Consider the following 23,892-nt stretch of genomic DNA (forward strand, 5'->3'; position numbering starts at 1 on the left):
TGTTCACCTGCGGTCGATACTGTGACGACATGCCCGACTACCACGATGATCTGCGCCTCGCCCATGTGCTGGCGGACGCCGCCGACGCGACGACGATGGACCGGTTCAAGGCTCTCGACCTCAAGGTTGAGACCAAGCCGGACATGACGCCGGTGAGCGAGGCCGACAAGGCCGCCGAGGAGCTGATCCGCGGTCACCTCCATCGGGCGCGCCCGCGCGACGCGATCCTCGGCGAGGAGTACGGGATCGAGGGCACCGGCCCGCGCCGCTGGGTCGTCGACCCGATCGACGGCACCAAGAACTACGTGCGCGGTGTGCCGGTCTGGGCGACGCTGATCTCGCTGATGGAGGCGGGCGAGAACGGCTTCCAGCCGGTGGTGGGCGTGGTGTCGGCCCCCGCGCTGGGGCGCCGCTGGTGGGCGGCGAAGGGCGCGGGGGCGTTCTCCGGCCGCAGCCTCACCTCCGCGAGCCGGCTGCATGTCTCGAAGGTCGAGCGGATCTCGGACGCCTCGTTCGCGTACGCGTCGATGACCGGCTGGGAGGAGCAGGGCCGGCTCGACGGGTTCATGGATCTGACCCGGGCCTGCTGGCGTACGCGTGGGTACGGGGACTTCTGGCCGTACATGATGGTCGCCGAGGGTTCCGTGGACATCTGCGCGGAGCCGGAGCTGTCGCTCTGGGACATGGCGGCGAACGCGATCATCGTCCAGGAGGCGGGTGGCCGGTTCACCAGCCTGGACGGGGTGCCCGGTCCGGGCGGCGGGAACGCGGCTGCCTCGAACGGGCTGCTCCACCACGAGCTGCTGGGATATCTGAACCAGCGGTACTGATCCGGCGCCGCTACGAGGCGTACAGACTCCCGAGGGGCGTGCGGTCCGCTTCCGCGCGCCCCTCGAATGATCTCCACGTACCCCTTGTTGGACTCCCCCAAGGATGCAACGCTGAGAGTCCCCCCACTTGTGAACTTGTGAATCGGCTCACGTGGTCGCTTCACGAAGGAGGTGGCTCCCTTCATGCTCGTCCGTGACGCCATGAGCACGATGGTCCTCACCATCGGCCCCACGCACACGCTCCGCCAGGCGGCTCAGCTGATGTCGGCCCGCCGCATCGGCGCAGCCGTCGTCCTCGACCGGGACACCAGCGGACTCGGCATCATCACCGAGCGCGACATCCTCAATGCGGTCGGCGCCGGCCAGAACCCCGACACCGAGACCGCATCCACCCACACCACCACCGATGTGGTCTTCGCCGCGCCCAGCTGGACCCTGGAGGAGGCCGCAGAGGCCATGACACATGGCGGCTTCCGGCATCTGATCGTGTTGGACGACCACGGGCCCGTCGGTATCGTCTCGGTCCGCGACATCATCCGCTGCTGGGCGCCCACCAGGCGCCACCCGGTGGAACTGGTCGGCTGACCGCCCCTTACGCACGTACGGCAGGTGGACCGGCCCCCTCGATGCAGAGGGGACCAGCCCACCGGCAGCCGTCCGTACTAGCCGCGAAGGGCCTGGACCGCGACCTCCAGCCGCTTGCCGAAGTCGCCGTCCGCCTGGCGGAAGTTGTTGATCGCGCGCTCGGCGATGTCGTCGCGCGAGACCTTGGCGATGAACCCGGCGAGGTTGTCGATCAGCCGGACCTTCTCGTCCTCGGAGAAGAGCCGGTAGAGGTTCCCGGCCTGCACGAAGTCGTTGTCCTCGGCGTGGCGCGGGGCCTCGTGGGTACCGGTCCCACCGGTGACGGTGGTGGGCTCCCACAGCGGACGGTCGGTCTGGACCGGACCGCCGAAGCTGTTGGGCTCGTAGTTCTTCGCACCCTTGTGGCGGCCGTCGTACAGGTAGCCGTCCCGGCTGTTCGTCCGCGCCTCGGTGGCGTGCGGACGGTTCACGGGCAGGTGGTCGGCGTTGATCCCGACGCGGTAGCGGTGGGCGTCGCCGTAGGCGAAGAGGCGGCCCTGGAGCATCTTGTCCGGGGACGGGCCGATGCCCGGCACGAAGTGCGCGGGGCTGAAGATCGACTGCTCGGTCTCCGCGAAGATGTTCTCGGGGTTGCGGTTGAGCTCCAGCTTCCCGATCTCGATCGGCGGGTAGTCCGCGTGCGGCCACACCTTGGTGAGGTCGAACGGGTTGAAGCGGTAGGTGGCCGCCTCGGACGCGGGCATGATCTGGACCTGCACCGTCCAGGACGGGAAGTCGCCGCGCTCGATCGCCTCGCGCAGATCGCGCTGGTGGCTGTCCGGGTCCTCGCCGGCGAGCTTGTTGGCCTCGGCCTGCGTGAGGTTCTTGATGCCCTGGTCGGTCTTGAAGTGGTACTTGACCCAGAAGACCTCGCCGGCCTCGTTGTTCCACTGGTACGTGTGCGAGCCGTACCCGTTCATGTGGCGCAGCGTGGCCGGGATACCGCGGTCACCGAAGAGCCAGGTCACCTGGTGGGTGGACTCGGGCGACAGACCCCAGAAGTCCCAGACGTTGTCCGCCTCCTGCGAGCCGGTGTACGGATCGCGCTTCTGGGTGTGGATGAAGTCCGGGAACTTGATGGCGTCCTTGATGAAGAACACCGGGGTGTTGTTGCCGACGAGGTCGTAGTTGCCCTCTTCGGTGTAGAACTTCAGCGCGAAACCGCGGGGGTCGCGTACCGCGTCGGCGGAGCCGAGGTTGCCCGCGACGGTGGAGAAGCGCAGGAACGTCTCGGTCTGCTTGCCGACCTCGGAGAGGAACTTCGCACGCGTCCACTGCGAGACGTCGCGGGTCAGCGTGAAGGTGCCGTACGCACCGGCGCCGCGAGCGTGCACGATGCGCTCCGGAATGCGCTCACGGTTGAAGTGCGCGAGCTTCTCCAGCAGCAACTGGTCCTGCACCAGGACCGGACCACCGACGCCTGCGGTCTGACTGTTCTGGTTGTCGGCGACCGGCGCGCCGGCCTCCGTGGTGAGCGGTCCCTGCGTCACGTGCGCCTCCTGCGTCGTTCCTGCACATCCGTCATGTCCTGATGTCCGCACAGCCTGTCCCTTGCTTATGGCACGATCCTACAATGGACTATGTCCAAGTCAAGCTAGGGTCCAAAGTCACACCCGTTCGGAACCAGGGCTCCCTCACTGTTAGGCTTGCTCTTATGAGTGACCTGTTGGAACGACTCCGCGGACGCGGCTGGCGCATGACCGCGCAGCGGCGCGTCGTGGCCGAGGTCCTCGACGGGGACCATGTGCACCTGACGGCCGACGAGGTGCACGCCCGGGCCGTCGCCAAGCTCCCGGAGATCTCCCGCGCCACCGTCTACAACACGCTCGGTGAGATGGTGACGCTCGGCGAGGTCATCGAGGTCTCCACCGATCACCGCGCGAAGCGGTACGACCCGAACGCACACCGCCCCCACCAGCACCTGGTCTGCGCCCGGTGCGGCGCCATCCGTGACGTGCACCCGGCGGGCGACCCACTGGCGGACCTGCCGACGGACGAGCGGTTCGGCTTCACGGTCTCCGATGTCGAGGTGACGTACCGCGGCATCTGCCCGAACTGCGCCGCGACTGCCTGAGACGGGACGAAGGGCCCGGTGCGAGTGACACTCGCACCGGGCCCTTTCGCATTCCACCCGACCGGAACCGAGCCTGCGCGCCACACCGGCCGCTCCGGTGCGGAACCACTTCGACGGGCACCCGCAGGGCCTGCCGGAGGTGCGCGCCGACCGCGCGTTCAGCGAGGGCGGAGCGCCGACAGCCGGGCAAGCCGCTGCAGCCGCAGCCCCGGCGACGTCCGCACCCATCCACCCCGCGCACACCCCCTTCCCGAATCTGACGGGTCGTCATATCGTCGGCGGCGATCGCGTCCGCCCAGCGGCGGATCCACACCTCGACTGCGCGAGGAGAGACCCGTGGGAGATCCGCACCCGACCCCACCGTCACCGACCCCAACGCCCACGCCCACCGCCCCCACGCTCCGGGCCCACGCGCTCACCCGCACGTTCGGGCGCGGCGCCAAGGCCCTCACCGCCCTCGGCCCGGTCGATCTCGACATCGCACCCGGCGAGTTCACCTGCATCGTCGGCCCCTCCGGTTGCGGGAAGTCCACCCTGCTGCGGATCGCCGCCGGGCTGCTCCGCCCCAGCGCGGGTGAGCTGTCCATCCGTACGGCATCGCCCCGCCCGGCCGCGATGATCTTCCAGGACTACGGCATCTACGACTGGAAGACCGTTCTCGCCAATGTCCGGTTCGGCCTCGACATCCAGCGCGTACCGCGCAAGGAGGCCGACGCCAGGGCGCGTGACTGGCTCGCCCGGATGGGGCTCTCCGAGTTCGCCGGCGCCTATCCCGCCGCTCTCTCCGGCGGGATGCGGCAGCGCGTCGCGATCGCCCGCGCCCTCGCCGTCGAGCCCGAAATCCTGCTGATGGACGAGCCGTTCGCGGCGCTCGACGCCCAGCTGCGGACGATCCTCCAGGACGAGCTGCTCGACCTCACCCAGACCACCCGTACCACCACGCTCTTCATCACCCACAGCCTGGAAGAGGCGATCGTGCTCGGCGACCGGGTACTGGTGATGTCCGCCAGGCCGGGCCGGATCATTGCCGAACACCGGCCGCCGTTCGCCCGGCCGCGAACCGGCCACGTCCGTTCGACACCCGAATTCACCGCACTGAAGAGCGAGTTGTGGGAGCTGCTGCGCGGCGAGGTCCGTCGAGAGGTGATCCCGGCATGAGCACCGCCGTGAAAGACGCGCCTCGGGAGGGTGGAACCGTCCTGGTCCGCAGGCCGGGCCCGCAGGAGCTGTATCCCGTACGCACCCATCGCAGGCGCCGCACCCTGGAGCTGGCGCTCGCCGTCGCCGTGCCGCTGGTCCTCGTCCTGCTCTGGCAGCTGGCCGCCGCCCGGTCCTGGATCGACGACCGCGTCTACCCTGCCCCGTCCACCATCCTTGCCGACGGCTGGGACCGGGCGGCCGACGGCGATCTGTGGCCGGATGTGTGGGCCACGCTCAAGCGCGTTCTCGGCGGCTATGCGATCGGTACCGCCGCCGGATACGCGCTCGGCCTGCTGATGGGCTCGCTCTCGCTCGTACGCGCGGCGCTGGAGCCGTTGCTCGACGCCCTGTACGTCGTACCGAAGCTGGCCCTGCTGCCGGTGTTCCTCAATATGTTCGGCCTCGGCGAAGGGCCGCAGATCGCTCTGGTCGCCGCCACGGTCTTCTTCTTCGTCTGGATCTCCACCATGGCGGCAGTCCTCGCCGTCCCGATCGGTCACCGCGACGCCGGCCAGGTCTTCGGAGCCTCGCCCTGGCAGATGTTCCGGCATGTACTGCTGCCCGCCTCACTGCCCGCGGTGCTGGTCGGCGCACGGATCGCGGCGGGGGTGGCCGTCCTGGTCATCGTGGCGTCCGAGCAGATCGCCGCGGCCGACGGGCTCGGCCATCTGATCTTCGACTCCCGGGCGCTGTTCCAGAACGACGTGATGTTCGTCGGCATCGTCTGCGTGGCGGTGCTCGGCGTCGCCTTCTCCGAAATGGTGCGGATCGCCGGACGGCTGCTCACCCCGTGGGCCCCGCGCGACCGCGGCCGCAGCCAGTCGTGAACGGCACCCCACCTGCTCCACCGAGTTCTTCGTACGGAGGCACTGTGCGCACACGTACCCCTCTCACCTGCACCGTCGCGCTCGTCGCGGCATCGCTGCTCGCCGCGGCGGGCTGCGCCAAGAACGATTCCGGCAGCGGCGGCGCCGACGCCGCGCCGCGCACCGTCAAGCCCGTCGCCGGCTGCGGCGCGGGCAGCTGGACCGACCCGGCCGATCTGGCGGCCGATCGCAAGCCGGCCCGATGCGACAAGGGCGCGCCCGCCCCTCAGCCGCTGGCGAAGAAGCGGAAGGTCACCGTCGCCACCGGCACACTCAGTGCGGAGTACGTCGCTCCGCTCCAGGTCGCCGTGGCGAAGGGCGAGTTCGCCAAGGAGGGCCTGGACGTCGAACTGAAGGTGCTTCCCACCCCGGACGCCCTGCCTCTGCTCGCCAAGGGCGATGTCGACGCTCAGTGGGCAGCCCCCGAGGCAGCCGTGATGAACGGCATCAACGGCGGCTTCGACATCAAGTGGGTGGCAGGGAACTTCTCCCCCGATCCCACCTCCAAGAGCGGCCTCTGGGTGCGCCTCAAGAAGGGCGAGAGCGCCGGACACGTCGACATGGCGGGGCGGAGGATGGGGACGATGATCGGCAAGGGCTCGGTCATCGCGTACCCGATGGACACCTCGCTGAAGAAGCACGGCGGCGGCCTCGACAAGATCAGTTTCCAGCAGCTCGGCTCCGCGGACGTACTGACCGCCCTGCAGAACGGCGGCGTGGACTCCGCCTGGCTGCTCGACCCGGTCTGGCGCAAGGTGGACGGCGACAAGCGGTACGCGTTCATGGGCGGCCAGCCGGTCGGCGAGCCGCTCGGCGGCCTGCTCTTCGGCCCGACGCTGCTGACCGAGGACCCGGACGCGGGTGTCGCCTTTCTCCGCGCCTACATCCGGACGGTGAACACCTACTTCGCCGGGGACTACAAGTCCGATCCCGCGTTCGTGACGGAGCTGGCGAAGCTGATGAAGATCGACGAGGCGACGCTGCGGTCGACGCCGTCCATGCGGATGGACTGGGAGATCCGGAAGGGCACGACGGACCGGCTGCAGCAGGCGTACAGCGACGCGGGCGTCTCGGAGGGCAAGCCGCCGGTACCGGAGGAGAAGGCCGTCGACCGGGCGACGTACGGGGAGGCGGTGGGCCACAGACTCTGATGCGGCGCCCGTACGGCATGCAGAGAAGGCGGCATGCACAGAAGGCCGGATCCTCGAAAGGATCCGGCCTTCTGTCTTCAGTAGCGGGGACAGGATTTGAACCTGCGACCTCTGGGTTATGAGCCCAGCGAGCTACCGAGCTGCTCCACCCCGCGTCGTGAACACAACATTACGTGACGCCCTGGACCAGCGCAAATCCGTTTCTGCCGACTGTGAGAAGCGCGGTGTCGCGGGGCACCGCCACCCCTGTGACGCCCGTGTCGCACCCCCGCACACCGCTACGCGGTCAGCTCCTGGTGCAGGGCCTCACGGAGCCTGGCGGCCCGCTCCGCGACCTCCGCCGGGCCCAGCTCGACCGCACGCGCGCACCAGCGCTGCCCCTCGGTGAGCTCGCCGCGGCGGGCAGCGAGCAGGGCCAGCCGCAGCGCGGCCCGGCCGTGGCCGTCGTTGGCGGCGCGGCTCCACCACAGGGCGGCCTCGCGCTCGCTGCCCTCACGGGCGAGGAGCAGCCCCAGATTGAAGGCACCGTTGCGGCTGCCCGACTCGGCGGCCTCGCGGTACCAGCGCGCGGCGCTCTCCAGATCACCGCGGGCGGCGGCGAGCATGCCGACGCGCACCTGGGCGCGGCGGTGCCCCTGCTCGGCGGCCCGCTCGTACCAGGCCTCGCACTCGGTCTTCTCCGGCATCGGCTCACCGAGCCCGGGCGGTCCCGGCGGCGGCTGCCGCGAGTCCAGCACCCCGGCCAGCCGGAAGGCCGCCTCGGCACTGCCGCCACCCGCGGCGCAGCGCAGATGGCGTTCGGCCTCCTGCTCCTCGCCGTGGTGCAGCAGGGCCATGCCGACCTGCAGCGCGGCCTCGGTGTGCCCGGCGGCCGCGGCCCTCTCGTACCAGCTCAGAGCTGCCCGGTCCTCGTCGCGCCCGGCGTGCAGAATACCGAGGTTGAAGGCGGCGTCGACGCTGCCCGCCTCGGCGGCCTTGGAGAACCAGGGCTGCGCGCCGGTCGCGTCGCCCGCCTGGAGCAGCAGCACGGCCAGGGCGTTGGCGGCCTCGCGGTGACCGGCGTAGGCGGCACGGCGGTACCACTGCTCGGCCTGCGGTGTACGGTCCTGGGCGGCACAGAGCAGCCCCAGGTTGTACGCGCCGTTGACGTCGCCCGCGTCCATGGCGGCGCGGTACCAGCGCTCGGCGGTCTGCTGCTCGCCGCGGGCGGCGTGCAGGGCGCCCAGAGCGTTGGCCGCGTTGCCGTCGCCCTCCTGGGCGGCGCGCAGCCACCACACGGCCGCGCTCTCCTCGTCGCCTGCGTCGCGCAGCAGGAAGCCGAGCGCGCAGGCCGCCCGGGCCTCGCCGCCCTTGGCGGAGGTGAGGTACCAGCGGCCGGCCTCCTTGAGCTCGCCGCGCTGTTCCAAAATGGCGCCGAGATGCAGGGCGGCGCGGCGGTGACCGCGCGCGGCGGCCTGCCGGTACCACTGCTCGGCCTCATCGATGCGCCCGGCGGCGGGACCCGCCACGGGTCCGTCGTCCTTGCGCCCGCCCGCACGGCCCTCCTTGCGCGCACCGGTTCCGGTTCCGGTGCCGTCGGCGGCGCCACTGCGCGCAGGCAGGCCCGCCCCCAGCCCGGCGTCCGCCCCCGGGCGGCCGAACGCGTCGTGCGGGTCGTCGGCAGCCTTGCTCTCCAGGGTGCGTGCCAGGCGGTACGCGGCCTCTCGGTGCCCCTGCTCGGCGGCGGCGCGCAGCCAGCGCTCGGCGCCGACGTCGCTGCGGTGTTCCAGCAGGTCGGCGAGCGCGTACGCGCCCAGCGCATGGCCCTGCTCGGCGGACTGGCGCAGCCAGTACTCGGCGCCCGGCTCGTCGCCACGCTCGCGGTAGTGGCGGCCCAGCGCGTGGGCCGCGGCGGCGGAACCGGCGACGGCGGCGATACGCCACCAGCCGGCCGCCTCGTCGGCGTAGCCGCGCTGGTGCAGGAGGACGCCCAGATTGTTGGCGGCAGCCCGGTCGCCGTCGGCGGTGGCCGCACGCAGATAGGGCTCGGCGCCGTTCAGATCGCCTCGGCGCAGCAGCAGCGCACCGAGGACGCTCATCGATGCGGTGTCTCCGGCGTCGGCGGCACGACGGTGCCGCGCCTCGCTCTCGGCGGTCTCCGTGCTCTCGGTGTTCTCGATGCCCTGAGTGCTCTCGGCGCTGCAGGACGGCTCCGCGCCCCCGGCGGTCCCACCGTCCTCGAAGGCCTGGACGGCCTCGGCGTCATCCGTGACATGGGCGGCAAAAGCCGCATCTGCCGTGTTTCCCATCCCATGGACGCGCCGCTGCACAAACCGCCCTGTCTCCAACAGAGTTGCCCTGTCCCCCATAAATACCATCGTCCCACCACCTGCAACCCGCGTACACCTGGTATCTCGCGGCCAGTGAGGTCACTTCAGCGTTTTGTCGACATGCCCACAGAGAGATAAGTCAAACACGTTCGGAGCCAACTCATGCCCCGCAAACCGCACTTCAGGCCCTTTGTGCGAGAAAGTCTCCGCAACACGACGAAGACCCGGATCCTCGAAAGGATCCGGGTCTTCATCTTTTCAGTAGCGGGGACAGGATTTGAACCTGCGACCTCTGGGTTATGAGCCCAGCGAGCTACCGAGCTGCTCCACCCCGCGTCGTTGTGTTCAAACCGTACCACGATGCGAGGGTGGTGCTTTACCCGTTGCTACCGGCCGCCGCTCAGCTGCGCTTCTCCGTCTTGGGCTGGGCCGCAGCCGCACGCCGCAGCGCGTCCTCCAGATCCGCCTGGGCCTTGCCGTAGGCGGTCCAGTCCTGCTTCTTCAGGGCTGCCTCGCCTTCGGTGTAGGCCTTCTGCGCATCCGCGATCGCCCGCTTCAGTGCGGCGTCACCGGTGGCCGGTGGCTTCGTGCCCGGTGGCCGGGTGGTCTCCGCCGGCGGCTGGCTGGTGCCGGTGTCCTCCACTCCGAAGACCGCGTTGAGTGCCTCCCCGAGGCTGTTCTCGAAGACGGTCTTCGAACCGTACGAGGCGGCGACCTTGCGCAGCAGCGGATAGTTCTGCGTGCCACCGCGCGTGTACACCGGCTCGACGTACAGGAAGCCGCCGTCGAGCGGCACGGTCAGCAGGTTGCCGTACTCGATGTCGGAGTCGGTGCCCTTGAGATTCCTCACGAACTCGGCGACATCGTCGTTGCCGTTGAGCTCGCTCTGTACCTGGCCGGGTCCCTTCACCGTCGTGGTGACTCTCAACAGCCTTATCGTGCCGTAGTCCTTGCTGGCCGCATCCGCGTCCACTGCCATGAACGCCCCGAGGTCGGGCCGCCCCTTCGGAGTGAAGGTGGTGGTCAGCGAGAACTTCTGAGCCGTCTGGTCCGGCATCTTTATGCTCAGGTAGTACGGCGGGACGGCGCCGGACTCCTTGTTGGTCGGGTCGTCCGGGACCTGCCACGCGTCACTGCCGCTGTAGAACTGTGCGGGGTTGGTGACGTGGTAGCGGGTGAGCAGCTCGCGCTGCACCTTGAACAGGTCCTGCGGGTACCGCAGGTGGTCCATCAGGTCCTTGGGGATGTCGGCCCGCGGCTCCACCGTCCCCGGGAACGCCTTGCGCCAGGTCTTGAGGACCGGGTCCTTGGTGTCCCACTCGTACAGCTTGACCTTGCCGTCGTACGCGTCGACGGTGGCCTTCACCGAGTTGCGGATGTAGTTGACCTGGTTCTGCTGGGCGACGACCGCACGCTGGTTGGTGGTGAGCGAGTCGGCCGTGGTGTCACCGAGCGTCGTACGCGAGGCGTACGGGTACCCGTTGGTGGTGGTGTACGCGTCGACGACCCACTGGATGCGGTGGTTCACCACGGCCGGATAGGCGTCGCCGTCGATGGTCAGCCACGGGGCGACCGCCTCGACGCGCTCCTTGGGCGTGCGGTTGTAGAGAATCCGCGAACCGTTGCCGATGGCCCCCGAGTAGAGGATCTGCGGCTCGCTGAACGACACCGCGTACGCGGCGCGGTTGAAGGCGCTGCCGAGACTGACCCCGCTGTTGCCCTCGTAGCTGGTGGTCTTCTCGCCGTCCTCCTCGTAGTCGAGCTCCTTCTGGGGCCCGCCGACGATGGAGTACTGCTCGGTCTTCTCGCCGTAGTAGATCTGCTGCTCGTACGAGCCGAGCTGGCCGGTGGTCGGCAGACCGGACTCGGTGAAGTCCGGGGAGCCCTTCGGGTTCGTGCCCGTCGTGGTGCCCCGGGCGGCAATGGCACCGTAGCCGTGGGTGTACGTGAAGTGGTCGTTGATCCAGTTGCGCTTGGGGATGCCCTCCAGATTGAGCTCGCGCAGACCGATGACCGTGTCCTGGTCCTTGCCGGCGGCGTCCTTGTAGCGGTCGACGTCCAGCGTCTTGGGGAACTGGTAGTAGTTCCTCTTCTGCTGGAGCTGCTGGAAGGCCGGGGAGACGACGTTGGGGTCCATCACCCGGTAGCTCGCCGCTTCGTCCGCGCTGGCACGGAGCTTCGCGTCGTCGGTCGTGGTGCTCTTGCCCGTGTAGTCGTTCACCTGGGCGTCATCGATGTCGTACGCGTCACGCGTCGCCTCGATGTTCTTCCGGATGAACGGGGCTTCCTTGGCCTGCTCGTTCGGCTGGACCTGGAACTTCTGCACGATCGCCGGGTACAGCCCGCCGATCAGGATCGCGGAGAGCACCATCAGGCCGAAACCGATCACCGGGAGCTGCCAGGTGCGGCGCCACAGCGTCGCGAAGAACAGCACGGCGCAGATCGCGGCGATGCAGAACAGGATCGTCTTCGCCGGCAGGTAGGCGTTGGCATCGACGTAGCGCAGGCCCGTCCAGTTGTCCGTCGCCTTGAAGTCACTGGACTTCACGGCGAGGCCGTACCGGTCGAGCCAGTACGCCACGGCCTTCAGCGAGACGAAGACGCCGAGCAGCACCGACAGGTGGCCGGTGGCCGCGCCGGTCGCCCGCGCGCCGGGGCTGGTGATGCGGAGCCCGCCGTACAGGTAGTGGGTCAGGGCGGCGGCGATCAGCGAGAGCACCGTGGCCGCGAAGCCGAAGCCCAGCAGGAAGCGGTACCACGGCAGGTCGAAGGCGTAGAAGGACACGTCCAGGTGGAACTGGGGGTCCTTCTGCCCGAACGACACGCCGTTCACGTACATCAGCCACGTACGCCACTGGCCCGAGGCGGACGCTCCGGCGATCAGCCCGACGAGCGCGGTGATCGCGAGCAGCACCCACCTCTTGTACGGGGCCACACTCATCCGGTAGCGGTCCAGGCTCTGCTGCTCCATCGACATCGCGCTCAGCGGCGGCCGGAGCCGGTGCGCGAGCCAGATGTTCACGCCGACGGCGATCGCCATCAGCAGTCCGAAGACGAGGAACAGCCCGATCTTGGTCCACAGGGTGGTGGTGAAGACGGACGAATACGCGACCGACCGGTACCAGAGCCAGTCCGTCCAGAACCCGGCGAACATGACGAACACCATGGCGAGAATCGCCAGGACGCCCAGTGTCATGAGCAGGGTACGGGCGCGCCGGGACGGGCGGCCGACTCTGATCCGTGGCCCGGTCGGGCTCCCGCCGCGGTCCGGCATCTGGAAAGCCAACGTGCGCCCCTCGAAGTTCGCGGTCGTGTGAAGCAGGCCCAGCGATCGTAGAGCCCACCTATGCAACTTACTGAGGCTTTACCTAGTTCCCGTTCCCGGGGCGGAAGGAGGGAGGATGTTGAGCATGTCCAACGTTTCCCCCTCAGGCCCCCCGATGGCCGCGAGCCCCCTCACTGTCGCCGTGCTCGAGATCGACGAGTACGCCTCCGGCCTCGGCTGGGACCAGCCGGCCCGGCTCTTCGCGCTCGTCGATACCGCCAAGCTGCGGGTCCAGGAGCCCGGTCTCGCCGCCCAGCTCGGTCTCGACAGCTCCGATTCGACCACCGCCGCACTCACCCCCATCGAGCAGGAGGAGCTTCCCCCCGGAAAGGCGCTGGACGAGTTCCTCGCCACGATCGCCTGGCCCGACGCGGTCGCCGGCTGCGCCATGACGGTGGAGCGCCTGATGCTGCCGCCGTCCGCCGAGTCCTCCGTACCGGAGGGGCTCAGTGACGCCCAGCTGACCAAGTGGGTCGCCAAGCACCCCGACCGGCAGGAGGTGCGGATGACCGTGGCCGTCCTGCGCAACGGTGCGCGGGAGTCGGCCGTACGGCTCCGGGAGAAGGACTCCCCGACCGAGGTGCTGACCGGCGCCGGCCTGGTGCCGGGGCTGGCCGAGGCGCTGGCCGCCACGTTCGAGTCCTGACCGCAGCGGGCGGTACCGCCCGCTCCCCCGCCAAGGGCGGCGCGGTCAGCCTGCCGAGCAGCTCGGCAGGCCGGCCGTGTCGCCCGCGCGGATCTTCTCCAGCGACTTCTTCGCGTCGTCGATCGTCTTCACCTTGACCAGGGTGAGCCCGCTGGGGGTGTCGGAGGCGGCGGCCTTGCAGTTGTCGCCCGGCGTCAGGAAGTACCTGGCGCCCGCGTCGCGCGCGCCGACCAGCTTCATGTTGATGCCGCCGATCGGGCCGACCTTGCCCTGGTCGTCGATGGTGCCGGTGCCCGCGATGAACTTGCCGCCGGTCAGCTGACCGGGCGTGAGCTTGTCGACGATGCCCAGGGAGAACATCAGGCCCGCGCTCGGGCCGCCGACATCGGCGAGCTTGATGTCGATCTCGAACGGGAACGTGTGGTCCGTCCCGGCCTGGATTCCGACGATCGCCCGGTTCTCCTTGGGTGCCTTCTTCGTCTTGATGGTGATCTTCTCGGTGCCCTCGGGCTGCTTGCCGGCCTTCTCGGCCGCTGCCGCCGTCTTGGCCGGGATCACCGTGAAGGTGACGTTCTCCCCCGGCTTGTGCTTGGTGACGAGCTTCGCGACGTCCTCGGGCTGCTTGACCGCCGTACCGTCGACCGCCTTGATCACATCACCGGCGTGCAGCTTGCCCTGCGCGGGGCTGTCCTTGATCACCGTGGAGACCACGACGCGCGACGTCACCGGGATGCCCAGTTCGGTCAGGGCGGCGACCTTGGCGCTCTCCTGGGACTGGCTGAACTCCTCGGCGTTCTCCTGCGTCGACTGCTCCTCGGTCTGGCCACCCGGGTACAGCGTGTCGTGCGGAACGACCACGCCGTCGTGGGCCAGCCAGCCGTAGACGGCCTCTACGAGGTTCATGTTGTAGTCGGCGCCGGTGACCCTGACCGTCGTCATGTTGAGATTGCCGGACGTCTTGTACGTCGGATGCCCGGAGATCTGCAGGACCGGCTCGCCGTCGACCTTGCCGAGCGTGTTCACGGTCGGCCCGGGAGACATCTCCGAATACGGCACTGGGATCAGCACGCCTGCGCAGAGCAGCGCGATGAGGATCAGCGTGGAGGCGAGCATCGTCGCGGTGCGGCGTGGCATGGAACGACAGTACGGGAAGGGTCTCTCAGTGCACCGCCGGGGCCGGTCCGTACGGGGCGGAGGGCCGGGCGTCGTGCTGTGCCGAGTGGCGGGGGTGTCGGCGCCGGGATGAGGATTGGCGACTGCGTACGTTCGGTGGTGCGTCAGGCAGCGTCGGAACCGGAGTCGGTTCTCTCCATCGCTTCACGGAACCGGGCATATCCGGCGAGTTCGGTGACATCACCGGTCGTGCGATTACGGGCGGCCCAGCTTCCCCATATCGCAGCACCGAGAGCAGCGAAAAGCGGAATCAGCAACCAGGCGAGTGCTGCCATCACTACCTCCCCACGCCATGAGCGACCGCAACGAACCGATCAGCAGATTAGTCTTCTGCAGATCCAACGCTCACGGCAGGGGTGCGGTTACGCAAATCGGGGCGGATGTCGCCGGTCCGGTTTGCGCTCAGCAGGCGCCCACCCACTCCTCCGTACCGTCGGAGAACCGCTGGTGCTTCCAGATCGGAACCTCGTGCTTGAGGTCGTCGATGAGCTTGCGACACGCCGCGAATGCCTCCGCACGGTGCGGGCAGGAGACGGCGACGACCACGGCCAGGTCCCCGACCTCCAGTTCACCCACACGATGGACGGCGGCCAGTGCCCGGACCGGGAACTCGGCGACGACCTTCTCGGCCACCCGGCGCATCTCGTCCTGCGCCGACGGATGGCAGGAGTAGCCGAGCCCGCCGACGTCCTGGCCGCCGTCGTGATTGCGCACCGTGCCGACGAAGAGCGCCGTGCCTCCCGCTGCGTCGTCCCCGGCGGCGCGGAAGATCTCGTCGACGGACAGCGGGGTGTCCCGGATCTCCAGCAGCCGGATCGGGTCCTGCGCCGCCTGCTCACCGGGGTGGTCATGGATGGGTGCCATGGCGCCCATGGTGCCGCACGGCACCGACATCGCGGAATAGCGCTTTCCACCGGCGGGCCGCCGGCCACCTTGGAGCCTCCTACAGCCACCGCGGCGCCCGGCCCGGACCTGCCCGGACACACCGCGTCCGGACACGTCTCAGATGCGGCGGCGGGCCTTGCGGGCACGGCGGACCAGGGCGGCGGTGCCGAGCAGCGCCACGGTCGCACCGGCGGCGCCGGCCGCGGTGGCGTCCTTGCGGCCGAGCCTGCGCCCCGCGACGGTGTGGCGGCCCTCGACCTCTTCGAGGAGGGCGGCGAGCACTTCCTCGTTGGTCCACCCGGGACGCCAGCCGGCGTCGTGCAGACGGCTCACGCTGACCACCCAGGGGTGCATCGTGTACGCGAGATCTCCCGCCGGAGACGGGGTGAGGCCGATCCGGTGCAGCCGGGCGGCGGCGCCGAGGGCGACCGCGGAGGGCAGTTCCATCCGGCGGACGCCACTGAGCTCCTCGACCTCCTGCTGTTCCAGCCAGCCGTCGCAGCCGACCGCGAACTCTCCGTCGATCTTCTCCAGCGCGGCGTACTCCAGGGCCGTGACCAGGTCGTCGACATGGCAGAACTGCCATGTGGGGCGCGATCCGGCGACGACCAGGAGGCGCGGCGACTCGAAGTAGCGGGTCAGCGCCGTGTCCGTACCGCCGACCAGGACAGTGGGGCGGACCACGGTCACATTGAGGCCGGGATGGGCGCGGGGTGCGCGACGCCCGAGCCGTTCGATCTCCAGGAGGTCGCCGACGCCGGTGGCCTCCGCCGTGGCACGCAGTTCGGCGTCCTCGGCGAGCGGGATGTCGTTGTCGGGAAGCGCCCCGTAGACCATCGCCGAGGTGCAGAGCACGACCCGGTGGACCCCGACGGCCGCGGCGGCCGTCAGCACGGTCTGGGTGCCGCGGACGTTGTACGCGGTACGGGCGGCGGGGTCGGTCTCCAGGTCGAGATCGAGTGCCAGATGGACGACGACGTCCGCGCCGCGCAGCTTCTCGGCAATGGCGGGATCCCGTACGTCGAGGATGTGCCAGATCGCCTCGGAGACCTCGCCGCGGCGCTCGTCGATGGCGATGACCTGCTTGATCTCCTCGGAAGCCGCGAGGCGCGCGGTGAGCAGCTCACCGACGCCGGTCGCGGCACCGGTGACCGCGACGACGGGGCCGCGGCTCTTGGAGCGGCTCTTCGAGGGTTTGCTCTCGGGCGAAAGGTCGGCCAGGTTTCGCGCTGCGCGAACCTGAGGATCTGGGGAACTCACCGGGCGTCTCCAGCGGTTGTCTTCAGTACGTACCCGAATGACGCGTACGTACCAGGTGGCGTCCATCCTGCCGCAGGCCGGGAGTCGGCGGAGCACTGAGGCCCCGAGCGGGCTTGGTGTCTACGCTGGATGGTGATGTCGGGCAGTCGCCGTCGGTTCGAGCCGGCGGCCCTACGAGCCGAGGAAACCCGTGAGTGACACCCCATTCGGATTCGGCCTTCCGCCGGAGGAGCCGGAAGACGGCGACGAGGGCAAGAAGAAGGACCCCGCCGGAGGTGGGCAGGGTTCGGGCGGGCCTGCGAACCCGTTCGGCTTCGGGCCGGGCGCGGGCGGAGACAACCCGTTCGCGGCGATGTTCGGCACGATGAACCCGAACGACCTGGGAGCCGCCTTCCAGCAGCTCGGCCAGATGCTGAGCTACGAGGGCGGTCCCGTGAACTGGGACATGGCCAAGCAGGTCGCCCGCCAGACGGTCGCCCAGGGCACCCCGGACGGCACGAAGGACGCGAGCGTCGGTCCTTCGGAGCGGGCCGCGGTCGACGAGGCGCTGCGGCTGGCCGACCTCTGGCTGGACGGCGTGACGTCGCTGCCGTCCGGTTCCGTCTCGACCGTGGCGTGGAGCCGTGCGGAGTGGGTCGAGGCGTCCCTCCCCGCCTGGCAGAAGCTGGTCGACCCGGTGGCTGAGCGCGTCGGCCTCGCCATGGGCGATGTGCTGCCCGAGGAGATGCAGGCGATGGCGGGCCCGCTGATCGGCATGATGCGGTCGATGGGCGGCGCGATGTTCGGCCAGCAGATCGGGCAGGCCGTGGGCGTGCTGGCGGGCGAGGTCGTCGGCTCGACCGATATCGGGCTGCCGCTGGGCCCGGCCGGAAAGGCCGCGCTGCTCCCGCTGAACGTCGAGAGATTCGGCAAGGACCTGAGCGTGCCGCAGGACGAGGTGCGGCTGTATCTCGCCCTGCGTGAGGCCGCCCACCAGCGGCTCTTCGCCCATGTGCCGTGGCTGCGCTCGCACCTGTTCGGCGCGGTCGAGGGGTACGCGCGCGGCATCAAGGTCGACACCAGCAAGCTGGAGGACGTGGTCGGCCAGTTCGACCCGTCGCAGCCCGAGCAGCTGCAGGACGCCCTTCAGCAGGGCATGTTCCAGCCGGAGGACACGCCGGAGCAGAAGGCCGCGCTGGCCCGGCTGGAGACGGCGCTCGCGCTGGTCGAGGGCTGGGTCGACGCGGTGGTGCACGAGGCCGCGAAGGCCCGGCTGACGTCGGCCGACGCACTGCGCGAGACGATGCGCAGGCGGCGCGCCTCCGGTGGTCCGGCCGAGCAGACCTTCGCCACCCTGATCGGCCTCCAGCTGCGGCCTCGGCGGCTGCGGGACGCCTCGCGGCTGTGGGCGTCGCTCACGGACGCACGCGGTCTCGACGGTCGTGACGCGCTCTGGGCGCACCCGGACATGCTGCCGACCGCCGGTGACCTGGACGACCCGGACGGGTTCGTGCACCACGAGCAGCTGGACTTCTCCGAGCTGGACAAGATGCTCGGCGAGGCCGCGAAGGGTACCCAGACGCCCGCGGACGACCAGCGCGACACCGGTGACCGGGGCGACGCGGACGGCAAGGGCGGCAGCGACAGCAAGGACGACACCGACCAGTGAGCCTGTACGACGACGCAGTCCTCGTACTGAAGAAGTACGAGTCATCGGCCGACCCCGACCAGGAGCAGCTGCGCCAGGTCTATCTGGACCATCTGTCGCGGCACCCGGACGGCATGTGGAAGGCCTGCGGGGCCGGGCATCTGACGGCCAGCGCGCTGGTCGTCGATCCGGAGCGCGGCCGGGTTCTGCTGACGCTGCACCGGAAGCTGCAGATGTGGCTGCAGATGGGCGGGCACTGCGAGCCCGAGGACGAGACGCTGGCTGCCGCGGCGCTGCGTGAAGCCACCGAGGAGTCCGGCATCAGCGGTCTGACCCTGCTGTCGGGCGGCCCGGTGGTGCTGGACCGGCATGCGATCCCGGCACCCTGTCACTGGCATCTCGATGTGCAGTACGCGGCACTGGCTCCGTCGGGCGCCACGGCGCAGATCAGCGACGAGTCGCTGGATCTGCACTGGTTCCCGTACGACGAGGTGGCCGAGGTGGCCGACGCCTCGGTCGTACGCCTGGTCGCGCGCACACGTGCGGCCCTGGAGAACGGCCGGCAGCCGTAACGGACCGAAACGGGTAAGGGGCGGCCTCCCAGGAGGCCGCCCCTTACCCGTGTCCATGCGGTGCGGCTCAGTTCCAGGCGTTGTTCTGGTTCTGGCCGTGCGCTCCCTGCTGGCCCATGCCGTACTGGGCGCGCAGGCCCTGTCCGATCTGGGCGCTCTGCGGGGGCAGCACCTCGCTGGGCTGGACCAGGGCGAAGCCCTGTCCGAGGAAGCTCAGCTCCCAGCCCTCGCCGGTGTTGCCGCGCCGCCGCCAGACCCCGGAGGAGTGCGTCTGGGCCTGCATCTGCACCCGCAGCGAGCTGGACCAGGCGACGATCGCATCGGCGTCGACGTTGACGTACTTGTCGGGTGTGACCTGCATCATCAGCGGCTGGCCCGAGGTCATCAGGGCGACCTTGCCGGTGCCGGAGATGTTGAGCTGGTACTTGCCGGTGCCCGAGATGCCGTACTGGCTGTCCACGGCGATGACCTCGGTGTGCAGCGACGAGTCGAGCGCCAGGACGTAGGCGCTGTCCACCGTCATGCCGTCGTGGTCGACGTCCACGACGTGGACGTACTGCGCCAGGTTGGCGAGGTAGACGGTGCCCTGCCCGGAGCAGCGCATCAGGTCGAGGCCCTCACCGGTGGTCGCGCGGGCGCGGCGCTGCCCGTGCGACTGGTACTCGCCGTCGAACTCCATCAGTCCCTGGTAGGCGACCATGGCGCCCTTGCGGGCGAGGACGTCGTCGCGACCGGTCAGCGAGACCCGCAGGAGCTGCGGGTTCTGCACGGTGTACCGCTCCTGGGACTGCTGTTCCGTGTAGCTGAAAAGCGGACTCTGCATGGTGTGTTCTCCCTCCCCCTCAGTTCCGGATCCGCAGGCGGTCCGTACTGTCCTCGCTCGGCTGGACGACGACGATGCCCTGGCCGGAGAACGCCATCTGGTACGCCTCGCCGCTCCCGCGCCCGATGAGCGACGAGGCCTTGAAGCTGCGCTTGCCCTTCACCTTGAGGTTCGGGGACCACGCCACGAGGGCGTCCGGGTCGACGTAGGTCTCGTCGTCGCCGCGTCCGCAGTCCACGACGATCGGCGTGCCGCGCGAGGTGATGGCGACCCAGCCGGTGCCGGCGATGCAGACGTTCCACAGGCCCTGGCCGGCGAACTTGGCCAGCCCCTTGACCCGTTCGACGCCCCAGGTGAGGTGGCCGTCGAAGGCCAGGACGTTGGTGCCGTTGACCGAGAGCGAGTCGTTGTTGAGATTGATGACGACCACATCGGCGCCGTAGTCGGCGAGGTAGAGCAGCCCGTCACCGGCGCACTTCATCAGGGGCGCGCCCTCGCCGGTGATCCACTGGGAGGCGATCTGACGGACGGCGGGCGGATTCGGTTCGTACTGGATGAAGCCCTCGTACGACACCATCGAGCCGGTACGCGCATAGAGGTCCTGGCCGGTGGCCATGGCGACCTTGAGCATCGTGCGGCCGTGGTTCTCCATCCGGGCCGTGACGGGGGTCGGGGCGAAGCCCGCGAGTTGCTGGTTCATGACGGGCTCCCTCAGACCTCGTAGGGCTGGACGACGATGAAGTTGCCGGGCGCTCCCCGGAACTGGAGGTTCACGGTCTCTCCGCTGTGCCCGGGGTACGCGTTGCGGCGCAGTCGGACCTGGCTGGAGATGATCACCTGGGACGCCGACGACCAGGCCACGATGGCGTTGCAGTCGGCGAACGTGGTCGGCGTGACCGGCAGGACGACGGGAACCCCGTGGGTCTTGACGATGACCGTCCCGGTGCCCTGGAACTGCATGGTGAACAGGGCGCCACCGGGGATGCCGTGGCCCTCGATCCTGCGGACCTCGTGCTGCAGCGACTCGTCGAAGGCGAGAACGCTCTCCGCCGAGACGCAGATACCGTCGCCCTGGAGCTCGATGGCGTGCAGATGGGAGCCGTCCTCGGCGAGGAAGACCTGCCCGCGGCCGGTACAGCGCATCAGCTGCATCTCCTGGCCGGTAGCGTTGCCGACGATGCGGCCGGCGAAACCGGCGCCCTTGTAGCTGAAGTCGACCTTGCCCTGGTACATCACCATGGAGCCCTGGCGGGCGAGTACCGGCGTACCGCCCATGGTGAGGTCGACCCGCATGAGCTGCTGGTTCTGCGGGGTCCAACGCTGGCCGGTGGCCGTCTCCTTGTACGGCTGGAGCGCGGCCTGCAGGCCGGCGCCGGCCGCCTGCGGCACCCCTTGCGGTACGCCCTGGGGCATGCCGGGGGGCTGCTGCCCGTACGGAGCCGGAGCCTGCTGCCCGTAGGGGGCGGCGGGCACGGGCTGGCCCGGGACCTGTCCGAACTGCGGCTGCTGGGGCGGCTGGCCCGGCTGTCCGTACGGAGCCGGGGCGGGCGCGGGCGGTGGCACGGTGCCACCCATCGGCGCCATCGGCGCCGCGATCGTCGGCGCGGCATGCATCTGCTGCTGCGGGGTGGGGGCCTGCGCGGCCGGGGCCCCGAAGGACGGGGCGGGTTGCGGAACTTGGGAGGCCTGCGGGGTGGCCGGAGCACCGAAGGACGGGGCCGGGCCGGTCGCCTGCGGCGGCGGGGCGAACGACGGGGCGGCTGCCTGCTGCTGCGGCGCGGCGGGCGCCTCCTCGGCGACCTCACCGCCGAAGTTCTTCAGCAGCGCGTCGAGGCCACCGTCGAAGCCCTGGCCGACGGCCGCGAACCGCCAGACGTCCTTCAGATAGAAGTCGCCCAGCATCACCGCACGCTCGGTGGTGAACTCGGAGCCGGTGAAGGCGTACCTGACGACTTCCTCGCCACCCGCGACGATCCGGATGTACCCAGGACCGACCTGCGACATCTGCCCCGCACCGTCGATGGTCGCGGTGAACGACAGCTTGTGGATGTTCGCCGGAATGCGGTCCAGAGTGACGCGGAACGACTCGGTGTCACCGGCCTGGGCGCCAAGGAGCTGAATGGACTCCTCGGGTGACTTCGGCTGATTGAAGAAGATGAAATACCGGTCGTCGGAGAGCTGCTCATTGACATCGAGGCCGAAGCAGCTGATGTCAAAGGTCAGTCCCGGGCCGGAGATCTGCATACCTACGTACAGGTCCGTCCCCGGCGTGAGATCGCTGATCTTGGCCTTGTGGCCGCGTTGGAATTCCCTTGCCATGCGTAACGACCGTCCCCCATCCCGAATGTGAATGCGTCGCGCCAGGCTAGCCGCAAACTCCGACATTGAGCTGAGTCGGTACACACCCGGTACAGAATCACCGAACGTCACTCGCTTCGGGCAGCCGGCAGATGCGGCAGCCGGTCGGCCGCCACCACTCCTTCGAGGTAGCCGCGAGCCCGCTCGGTCCGCGGGTACGCCTCCAGCAGCCGCCAGAACCGCGGACCATGACCGGGGACCAGGAGATGCGCGAGTTCATGGACGAGCACGTAGTCGACGACGTACTCCGGCATGCCCTGCAATCGGTGCGACAGACGGATGCTGCCCTCCGCCGGTGTACAGGACCCCCATCGGGTGTTCTGATTGGTCACCCACCGCACCGACACGGGTCTGGCCCGGCCGTCGAAATACAGGTCGGACAACCGCTCGGCACGCTCGGCGAGTTCGCTGTCACCGAGGATGCGCTTGCTCTCCTGGGCGGCGAGTTTGTCGAGCATCACGCTCACCCAGCGCTGCTCCTCCGCCTCCGACATCCGGGCGGGGATCAGCACGATGGTGCGGTCGCCATCCCGGTACGCGGAGACCGTTCTGCTGCGGCGGCTGCTCCTGCGGACCTCGACCGCGCTCGTCGCCGAGACGCGGGGCGGATGGCTGGCCGCGCTGCGCTGATCATGTCCGGCGCTGCGCGCGGGGGTCTCGCCGGCGAAGCCGGGTGACGGGTCGGCGGGCACGCCACGACGTTACCCGCTGTCAGTGGGGGAAGTCCCGCCCCCAGGGCGGTTGACGCTTGATCCACTCCATGGCATGCACCATTTGAACGACTAATGCCCCTGCCTGTGGATAACTTTCTGCACGTTTCGACGCGTGCCTGCATTCTGGCAACGGATCTCACGAAGCTCCGGCCACGCCCCGCACACAGAGACCGCAGAGCGACCGCAGAGAGATCACACAGAGATCGCACACAGACCGCACCGACGCTGGACAGCACGACGGACAGAGACCGGGGGAGACCATGCATCCGATGTTGAAACCCGCACTGCGCCGCGCCTGGCGCGGCAGGGACACCGTGCAATTCGGAGTGACACCCGCTCACGCGGTGAAGCTCGGCCCGGTGGATATCGCCACCGGAAGTTTCCTGGAACTGCTCGACGGAACGCGCGGCCTGCCGCTGCTGCGCGAAGAGGCACGGGCCCTGGATCTCTCGGATCATCAAGTGGACACACTGGTGGGGCGCTTGGCGAACGCGGGTCTGATCGACGACGTACGGGCCGGCGGCCCGGAAGCCGCAGCGTTACGGAACCGGGCCGACGTCCTGGAGCGGCAGCGCCCCGACCTCGCGTCGCTCTCGGTCATCCACCCCGAACCGGGCGGCGGGATGCGCAGGCTGGCGGCCCGCCGTGCGATGCGGGTCCAGGTGAGAGGCGCCGGCCGGGTCGGTGCGGCGATCGCCGCGGTTCTGTCCGGGTCCGGAGTGGGCCGGGTCGAGGTCCTGGACGGCGGAGTCACCGAGCCCTCCGACATCGCGCCGGGCGGCCTTCCGGCAGCGGCGGTCGGAGAGCGCAGGGACACCGCAGCCCGGCAGTTGGTCCGCCGCTCGGCCGTCGGCTCCACTTCGCGGGCGACGGGGACGGCGGACGCCGCGGCGGGTGGCATGTCAGCGGGTGGCCCAGCTGCGAGTGGTGGGCCCGCGCTGTCGTTGGTCGTGGTCGCCCCTCGGGACGGTCTCGCGGTGTACGCCCCCGACCCCCGCGCCGCCGAACCGTGGATCGCGTCGGGCATTCCCCATCTCTATGCCGGGGTGATCGAGGCCACCGGTGTGGTCGGCCCCCTGGTTTTGCCCGGGGGTACGGGCTGCGCGGGATGCCTGGCGCTGACCCGCACGGACCGGGATCCGCAGTGGCCAAGGATGCTGACGCAGTGGCGGTCCGGGCGACGCAATGCCGTGCAGGCGTGCGACCTGGGGCTCGCGACAGCGGTGGCCGGTCTCGCCGCAGCCCATGCGCTGACTTTTCTGGACGGCGAACTGCCCGCGAGCACGGGGGTCAGGTGGGAGGCTGCTCTGCCGCTGTTGGACTGGAGGTCGGAGCAGGTCGGGGCGCACCTCGACTGTTCCTGCGGGGCGGGTGGGCACACTGAGGGGGAGCGCCCCTCTGGGCTCGGCACGACGCAGGACACAATGGCCGGGTAACCGCCGCACGCGGCAAGGCA

Annotated in this window: 21 protein-coding genes and 2 tRNA genes; 10 read left to right on the forward strand and 13 right to left on the reverse strand. The window is 69.7% G+C overall.

Annotated elements, in window-relative coordinates; translation table 11 throughout:
* Window positions 1-29 precede the first annotated feature (29 nt).
* Together hisN and OHA03_RS07765 are read left to right on the forward strand one after the other, a co-directional pair.
* Window positions 30-830 (forward strand): histidinol-phosphatase, encoded by an 801-nt coding sequence (gene hisN, locus OHA03_RS07760; protein WP_267002066.1) that lies wholly within the window; start codon window positions 30-32, stop codon window positions 828-830.
* 183 nt (window positions 831-1,013) lie between these two features.
* Window positions 1,014-1,415 (forward strand): cyclic nucleotide-binding/CBS domain-containing protein, encoded by a 402-nt coding sequence (locus tag OHA03_RS07765; RefSeq protein ID WP_267002068.1) that lies wholly within the window; start codon window positions 1,014-1,016, stop codon window positions 1,413-1,415.
* A 77-nt stretch (window positions 1,416-1,492) separates the two neighbouring features.
* Here OHA03_RS07765 and OHA03_RS07770 read toward each other — a convergent pair whose 3' ends face one another.
* Entirely contained in the window at window positions 1,493-2,944 is a 1,452-nt protein-coding gene (locus tag OHA03_RS07770) for a catalase (RefSeq protein ID WP_267002070.1), read from the reverse strand.
* Window positions 2,945-3,108: 164 nt separating this feature from the next.
* On the opposite strand from OHA03_RS07770, the gene OHA03_RS07775 reads away from it, so the two are divergent.
* From OHA03_RS07775 to OHA03_RS07790, 4 genes are all read left to right on the forward strand, one after another.
* Window positions 3,109-3,528, forward strand: coding sequence for a Fur family transcriptional regulator (locus OHA03_RS07775; RefSeq protein WP_267002072.1), 420 nt, complete (start codon window positions 3,109-3,111; stop codon window positions 3,526-3,528).
* Window positions 3,529-3,864: 336 nt separating this feature from the next.
* Window positions 3,865-4,686 carry an ABC transporter ATP-binding protein gene (locus tag OHA03_RS07780; protein ID WP_267002074.1) on the forward strand — a complete coding sequence of 274 codons (822 nt, stop codon included), beginning with the start codon at window positions 3,865-3,867 and terminating at the stop codon, window positions 4,684-4,686.
* Window positions 4,683-5,555, forward strand: coding sequence for an ABC transporter permease (locus tag OHA03_RS07785; RefSeq protein ID WP_267002076.1), 873 nt, complete (start codon window positions 4,683-4,685; stop codon window positions 5,553-5,555). The genes OHA03_RS07780 and OHA03_RS07785 overlap by 4 nt, the downstream gene beginning before the upstream one ends.
* 44 nt (window positions 5,556-5,599) lie before the next feature.
* Window positions 5,600-6,745: an ABC transporter substrate-binding protein gene (locus tag OHA03_RS07790; RefSeq protein ID WP_267002078.1), complete on the forward strand. Its 1,146-nt coding sequence runs from the start codon at window positions 5,600-5,602 to the stop codon at window positions 6,743-6,745.
* An 81-nt stretch (window positions 6,746-6,826) separates the two neighbouring features.
* Here the strand turns inward: OHA03_RS07790 and OHA03_RS07795 are convergent.
* The 4 genes from OHA03_RS07795 to OHA03_RS07810 all read right to left on the reverse strand — a co-directional run bounded on the left by OHA03_RS07795 (window position 6,827) and on the right by OHA03_RS07810 (window position 12,328).
* Window positions 6,827-6,900 (reverse strand) — tRNA-Met (locus OHA03_RS07795).
* A 123-nt stretch (window positions 6,901-7,023) separates the two neighbouring features.
* Window positions 7,024-9,102: a sel1 repeat family protein gene (locus OHA03_RS07800; protein WP_267002080.1), complete on the reverse strand. Its 2,079-nt coding sequence runs from the start codon at window positions 9,100-9,102 to the stop codon at window positions 7,024-7,026.
* A 214-nt stretch (window positions 9,103-9,316) separates the two neighbouring features.
* Window positions 9,317-9,390 (reverse strand) — tRNA-Met (locus OHA03_RS07805).
* Window positions 9,391-9,454: 64 nt separating this feature from the next.
* On the reverse strand, window positions 9,455-12,328 hold the full coding sequence (locus OHA03_RS07810; protein ID WP_267007969.1) for a UPF0182 family protein: 2,874 nt from the start codon (window positions 12,326-12,328) through the stop codon (window positions 9,455-9,457).
* A gap of 127 nt (window positions 12,329-12,455) precedes the next feature.
* Here OHA03_RS07810 and OHA03_RS07815 point away from each other — a divergent pair, with 127 nt between their 5' ends.
* Window positions 12,456-13,025 (forward strand): PPA1309 family protein, encoded by a 570-nt coding sequence (locus OHA03_RS07815; RefSeq protein WP_267002082.1) that lies wholly within the window; start codon window positions 12,456-12,458, stop codon window positions 13,023-13,025.
* A 45-nt stretch (window positions 13,026-13,070) separates the two neighbouring features.
* Here OHA03_RS07815 and OHA03_RS07820 read toward each other — a convergent pair whose 3' ends face one another.
* The 4 genes from OHA03_RS07820 to OHA03_RS07835 all read right to left on the reverse strand — a co-directional run bounded on the left by OHA03_RS07820 (window position 13,071) and on the right by OHA03_RS07835 (window position 16,343).
* Entirely contained in the window at window positions 13,071-14,159 is a 1,089-nt protein-coding gene (locus OHA03_RS07820; protein ID WP_267002084.1) for a PDZ domain-containing protein, read from the reverse strand.
* A 143-nt stretch (window positions 14,160-14,302) separates the two neighbouring features.
* The gene (locus OHA03_RS07825; protein ID WP_267002086.1) at window positions 14,303-14,473 is read right to left on the reverse strand and encodes a hypothetical protein; all 171 of its coding nucleotides are present in this window, start codon (window positions 14,471-14,473) and stop codon (window positions 14,303-14,305) included.
* Between the two features lie 127 nt (window positions 14,474-14,600).
* Window positions 14,601-15,062 carry a molybdenum cofactor biosynthesis protein MoaE gene (locus OHA03_RS07830; RefSeq protein ID WP_267002088.1) on the reverse strand — a complete coding sequence of 154 codons (462 nt, stop codon included), beginning with the start codon at window positions 15,060-15,062 and terminating at the stop codon, window positions 14,601-14,603.
* Between the two features lie 138 nt (window positions 15,063-15,200).
* Window positions 15,201-16,343, reverse strand: a complete 1,143-nt coding sequence (locus OHA03_RS07835; RefSeq protein WP_030915547.1) for an SDR family oxidoreductase — start codon at window positions 16,341-16,343, stop codon at window positions 15,201-15,203.
* A 190-nt stretch (window positions 16,344-16,533) separates the two neighbouring features.
* On the opposite strand from OHA03_RS07835, the gene OHA03_RS07840 reads away from it, so the two are divergent.
* Both OHA03_RS07840 and OHA03_RS07845 read left to right on the forward strand, forming a co-directional pair.
* Complete coding sequence (locus tag OHA03_RS07840; protein ID WP_267002091.1) at window positions 16,534-17,991, forward strand: zinc-dependent metalloprotease; 1,458 nt, start codon at window positions 16,534-16,536, stop codon at window positions 17,989-17,991.
* Entirely contained in the window at window positions 17,988-18,542 is a 555-nt protein-coding gene (locus OHA03_RS07845) for an NUDIX hydrolase (protein WP_267002093.1), read from the forward strand. Before OHA03_RS07840 ends, OHA03_RS07845 begins: the two co-directional genes overlap by 4 nt.
* Window positions 18,543-18,609: 67 nt before the next feature.
* Here OHA03_RS07845 and OHA03_RS07850 read toward each other — a convergent pair whose 3' ends face one another.
* The 4 genes from OHA03_RS07850 to OHA03_RS07865 form a co-directional block, all read right to left on the reverse strand.
* Window positions 18,610-19,365 (reverse strand): AIM24 family protein, encoded by a 756-nt coding sequence (locus OHA03_RS07850; RefSeq protein WP_267002095.1) that lies wholly within the window; start codon window positions 19,363-19,365, stop codon window positions 18,610-18,612.
* 19 nt (window positions 19,366-19,384) lie between these two features.
* Window positions 19,385-20,065 (reverse strand): AIM24 family protein, encoded by a 681-nt coding sequence (locus tag OHA03_RS07855; RefSeq protein ID WP_267002097.1) that lies wholly within the window; start codon window positions 20,063-20,065, stop codon window positions 19,385-19,387.
* 11 nt (window positions 20,066-20,076) lie between these two features.
* Window positions 20,077-21,684: a TerD family protein gene (locus OHA03_RS07860; protein ID WP_267002099.1), complete on the reverse strand. Its 1,608-nt coding sequence runs from the start codon at window positions 21,682-21,684 to the stop codon at window positions 20,077-20,079.
* Window positions 21,685-21,791: 107 nt separating this feature from the next.
* Window positions 21,792-22,415: a M48 family metallopeptidase gene (locus OHA03_RS07865; RefSeq protein ID WP_267002101.1), complete on the reverse strand. Its 624-nt coding sequence runs from the start codon at window positions 22,413-22,415 to the stop codon at window positions 21,792-21,794.
* A gap of 281 nt (window positions 22,416-22,696) precedes the next feature.
* Between OHA03_RS07865 and OHA03_RS07870 the strand changes: the two genes are divergently transcribed.
* A complete protein-coding gene (locus OHA03_RS07870; protein WP_267002103.1) occupies window positions 22,697-23,872 on the forward strand; it encodes a ThiF family adenylyltransferase in 1,176 nt (391 codons plus the stop codon).
* Window positions 23,873-23,892 lie beyond the last annotated feature (20 nt).

It is taken from the genome of Streptomyces sp. NBC_00154 (assembly GCF_026342835.1).
Lineage (GTDB): Bacteria > Actinomycetota > Actinomycetes > Streptomycetales > Streptomycetaceae > Streptomyces.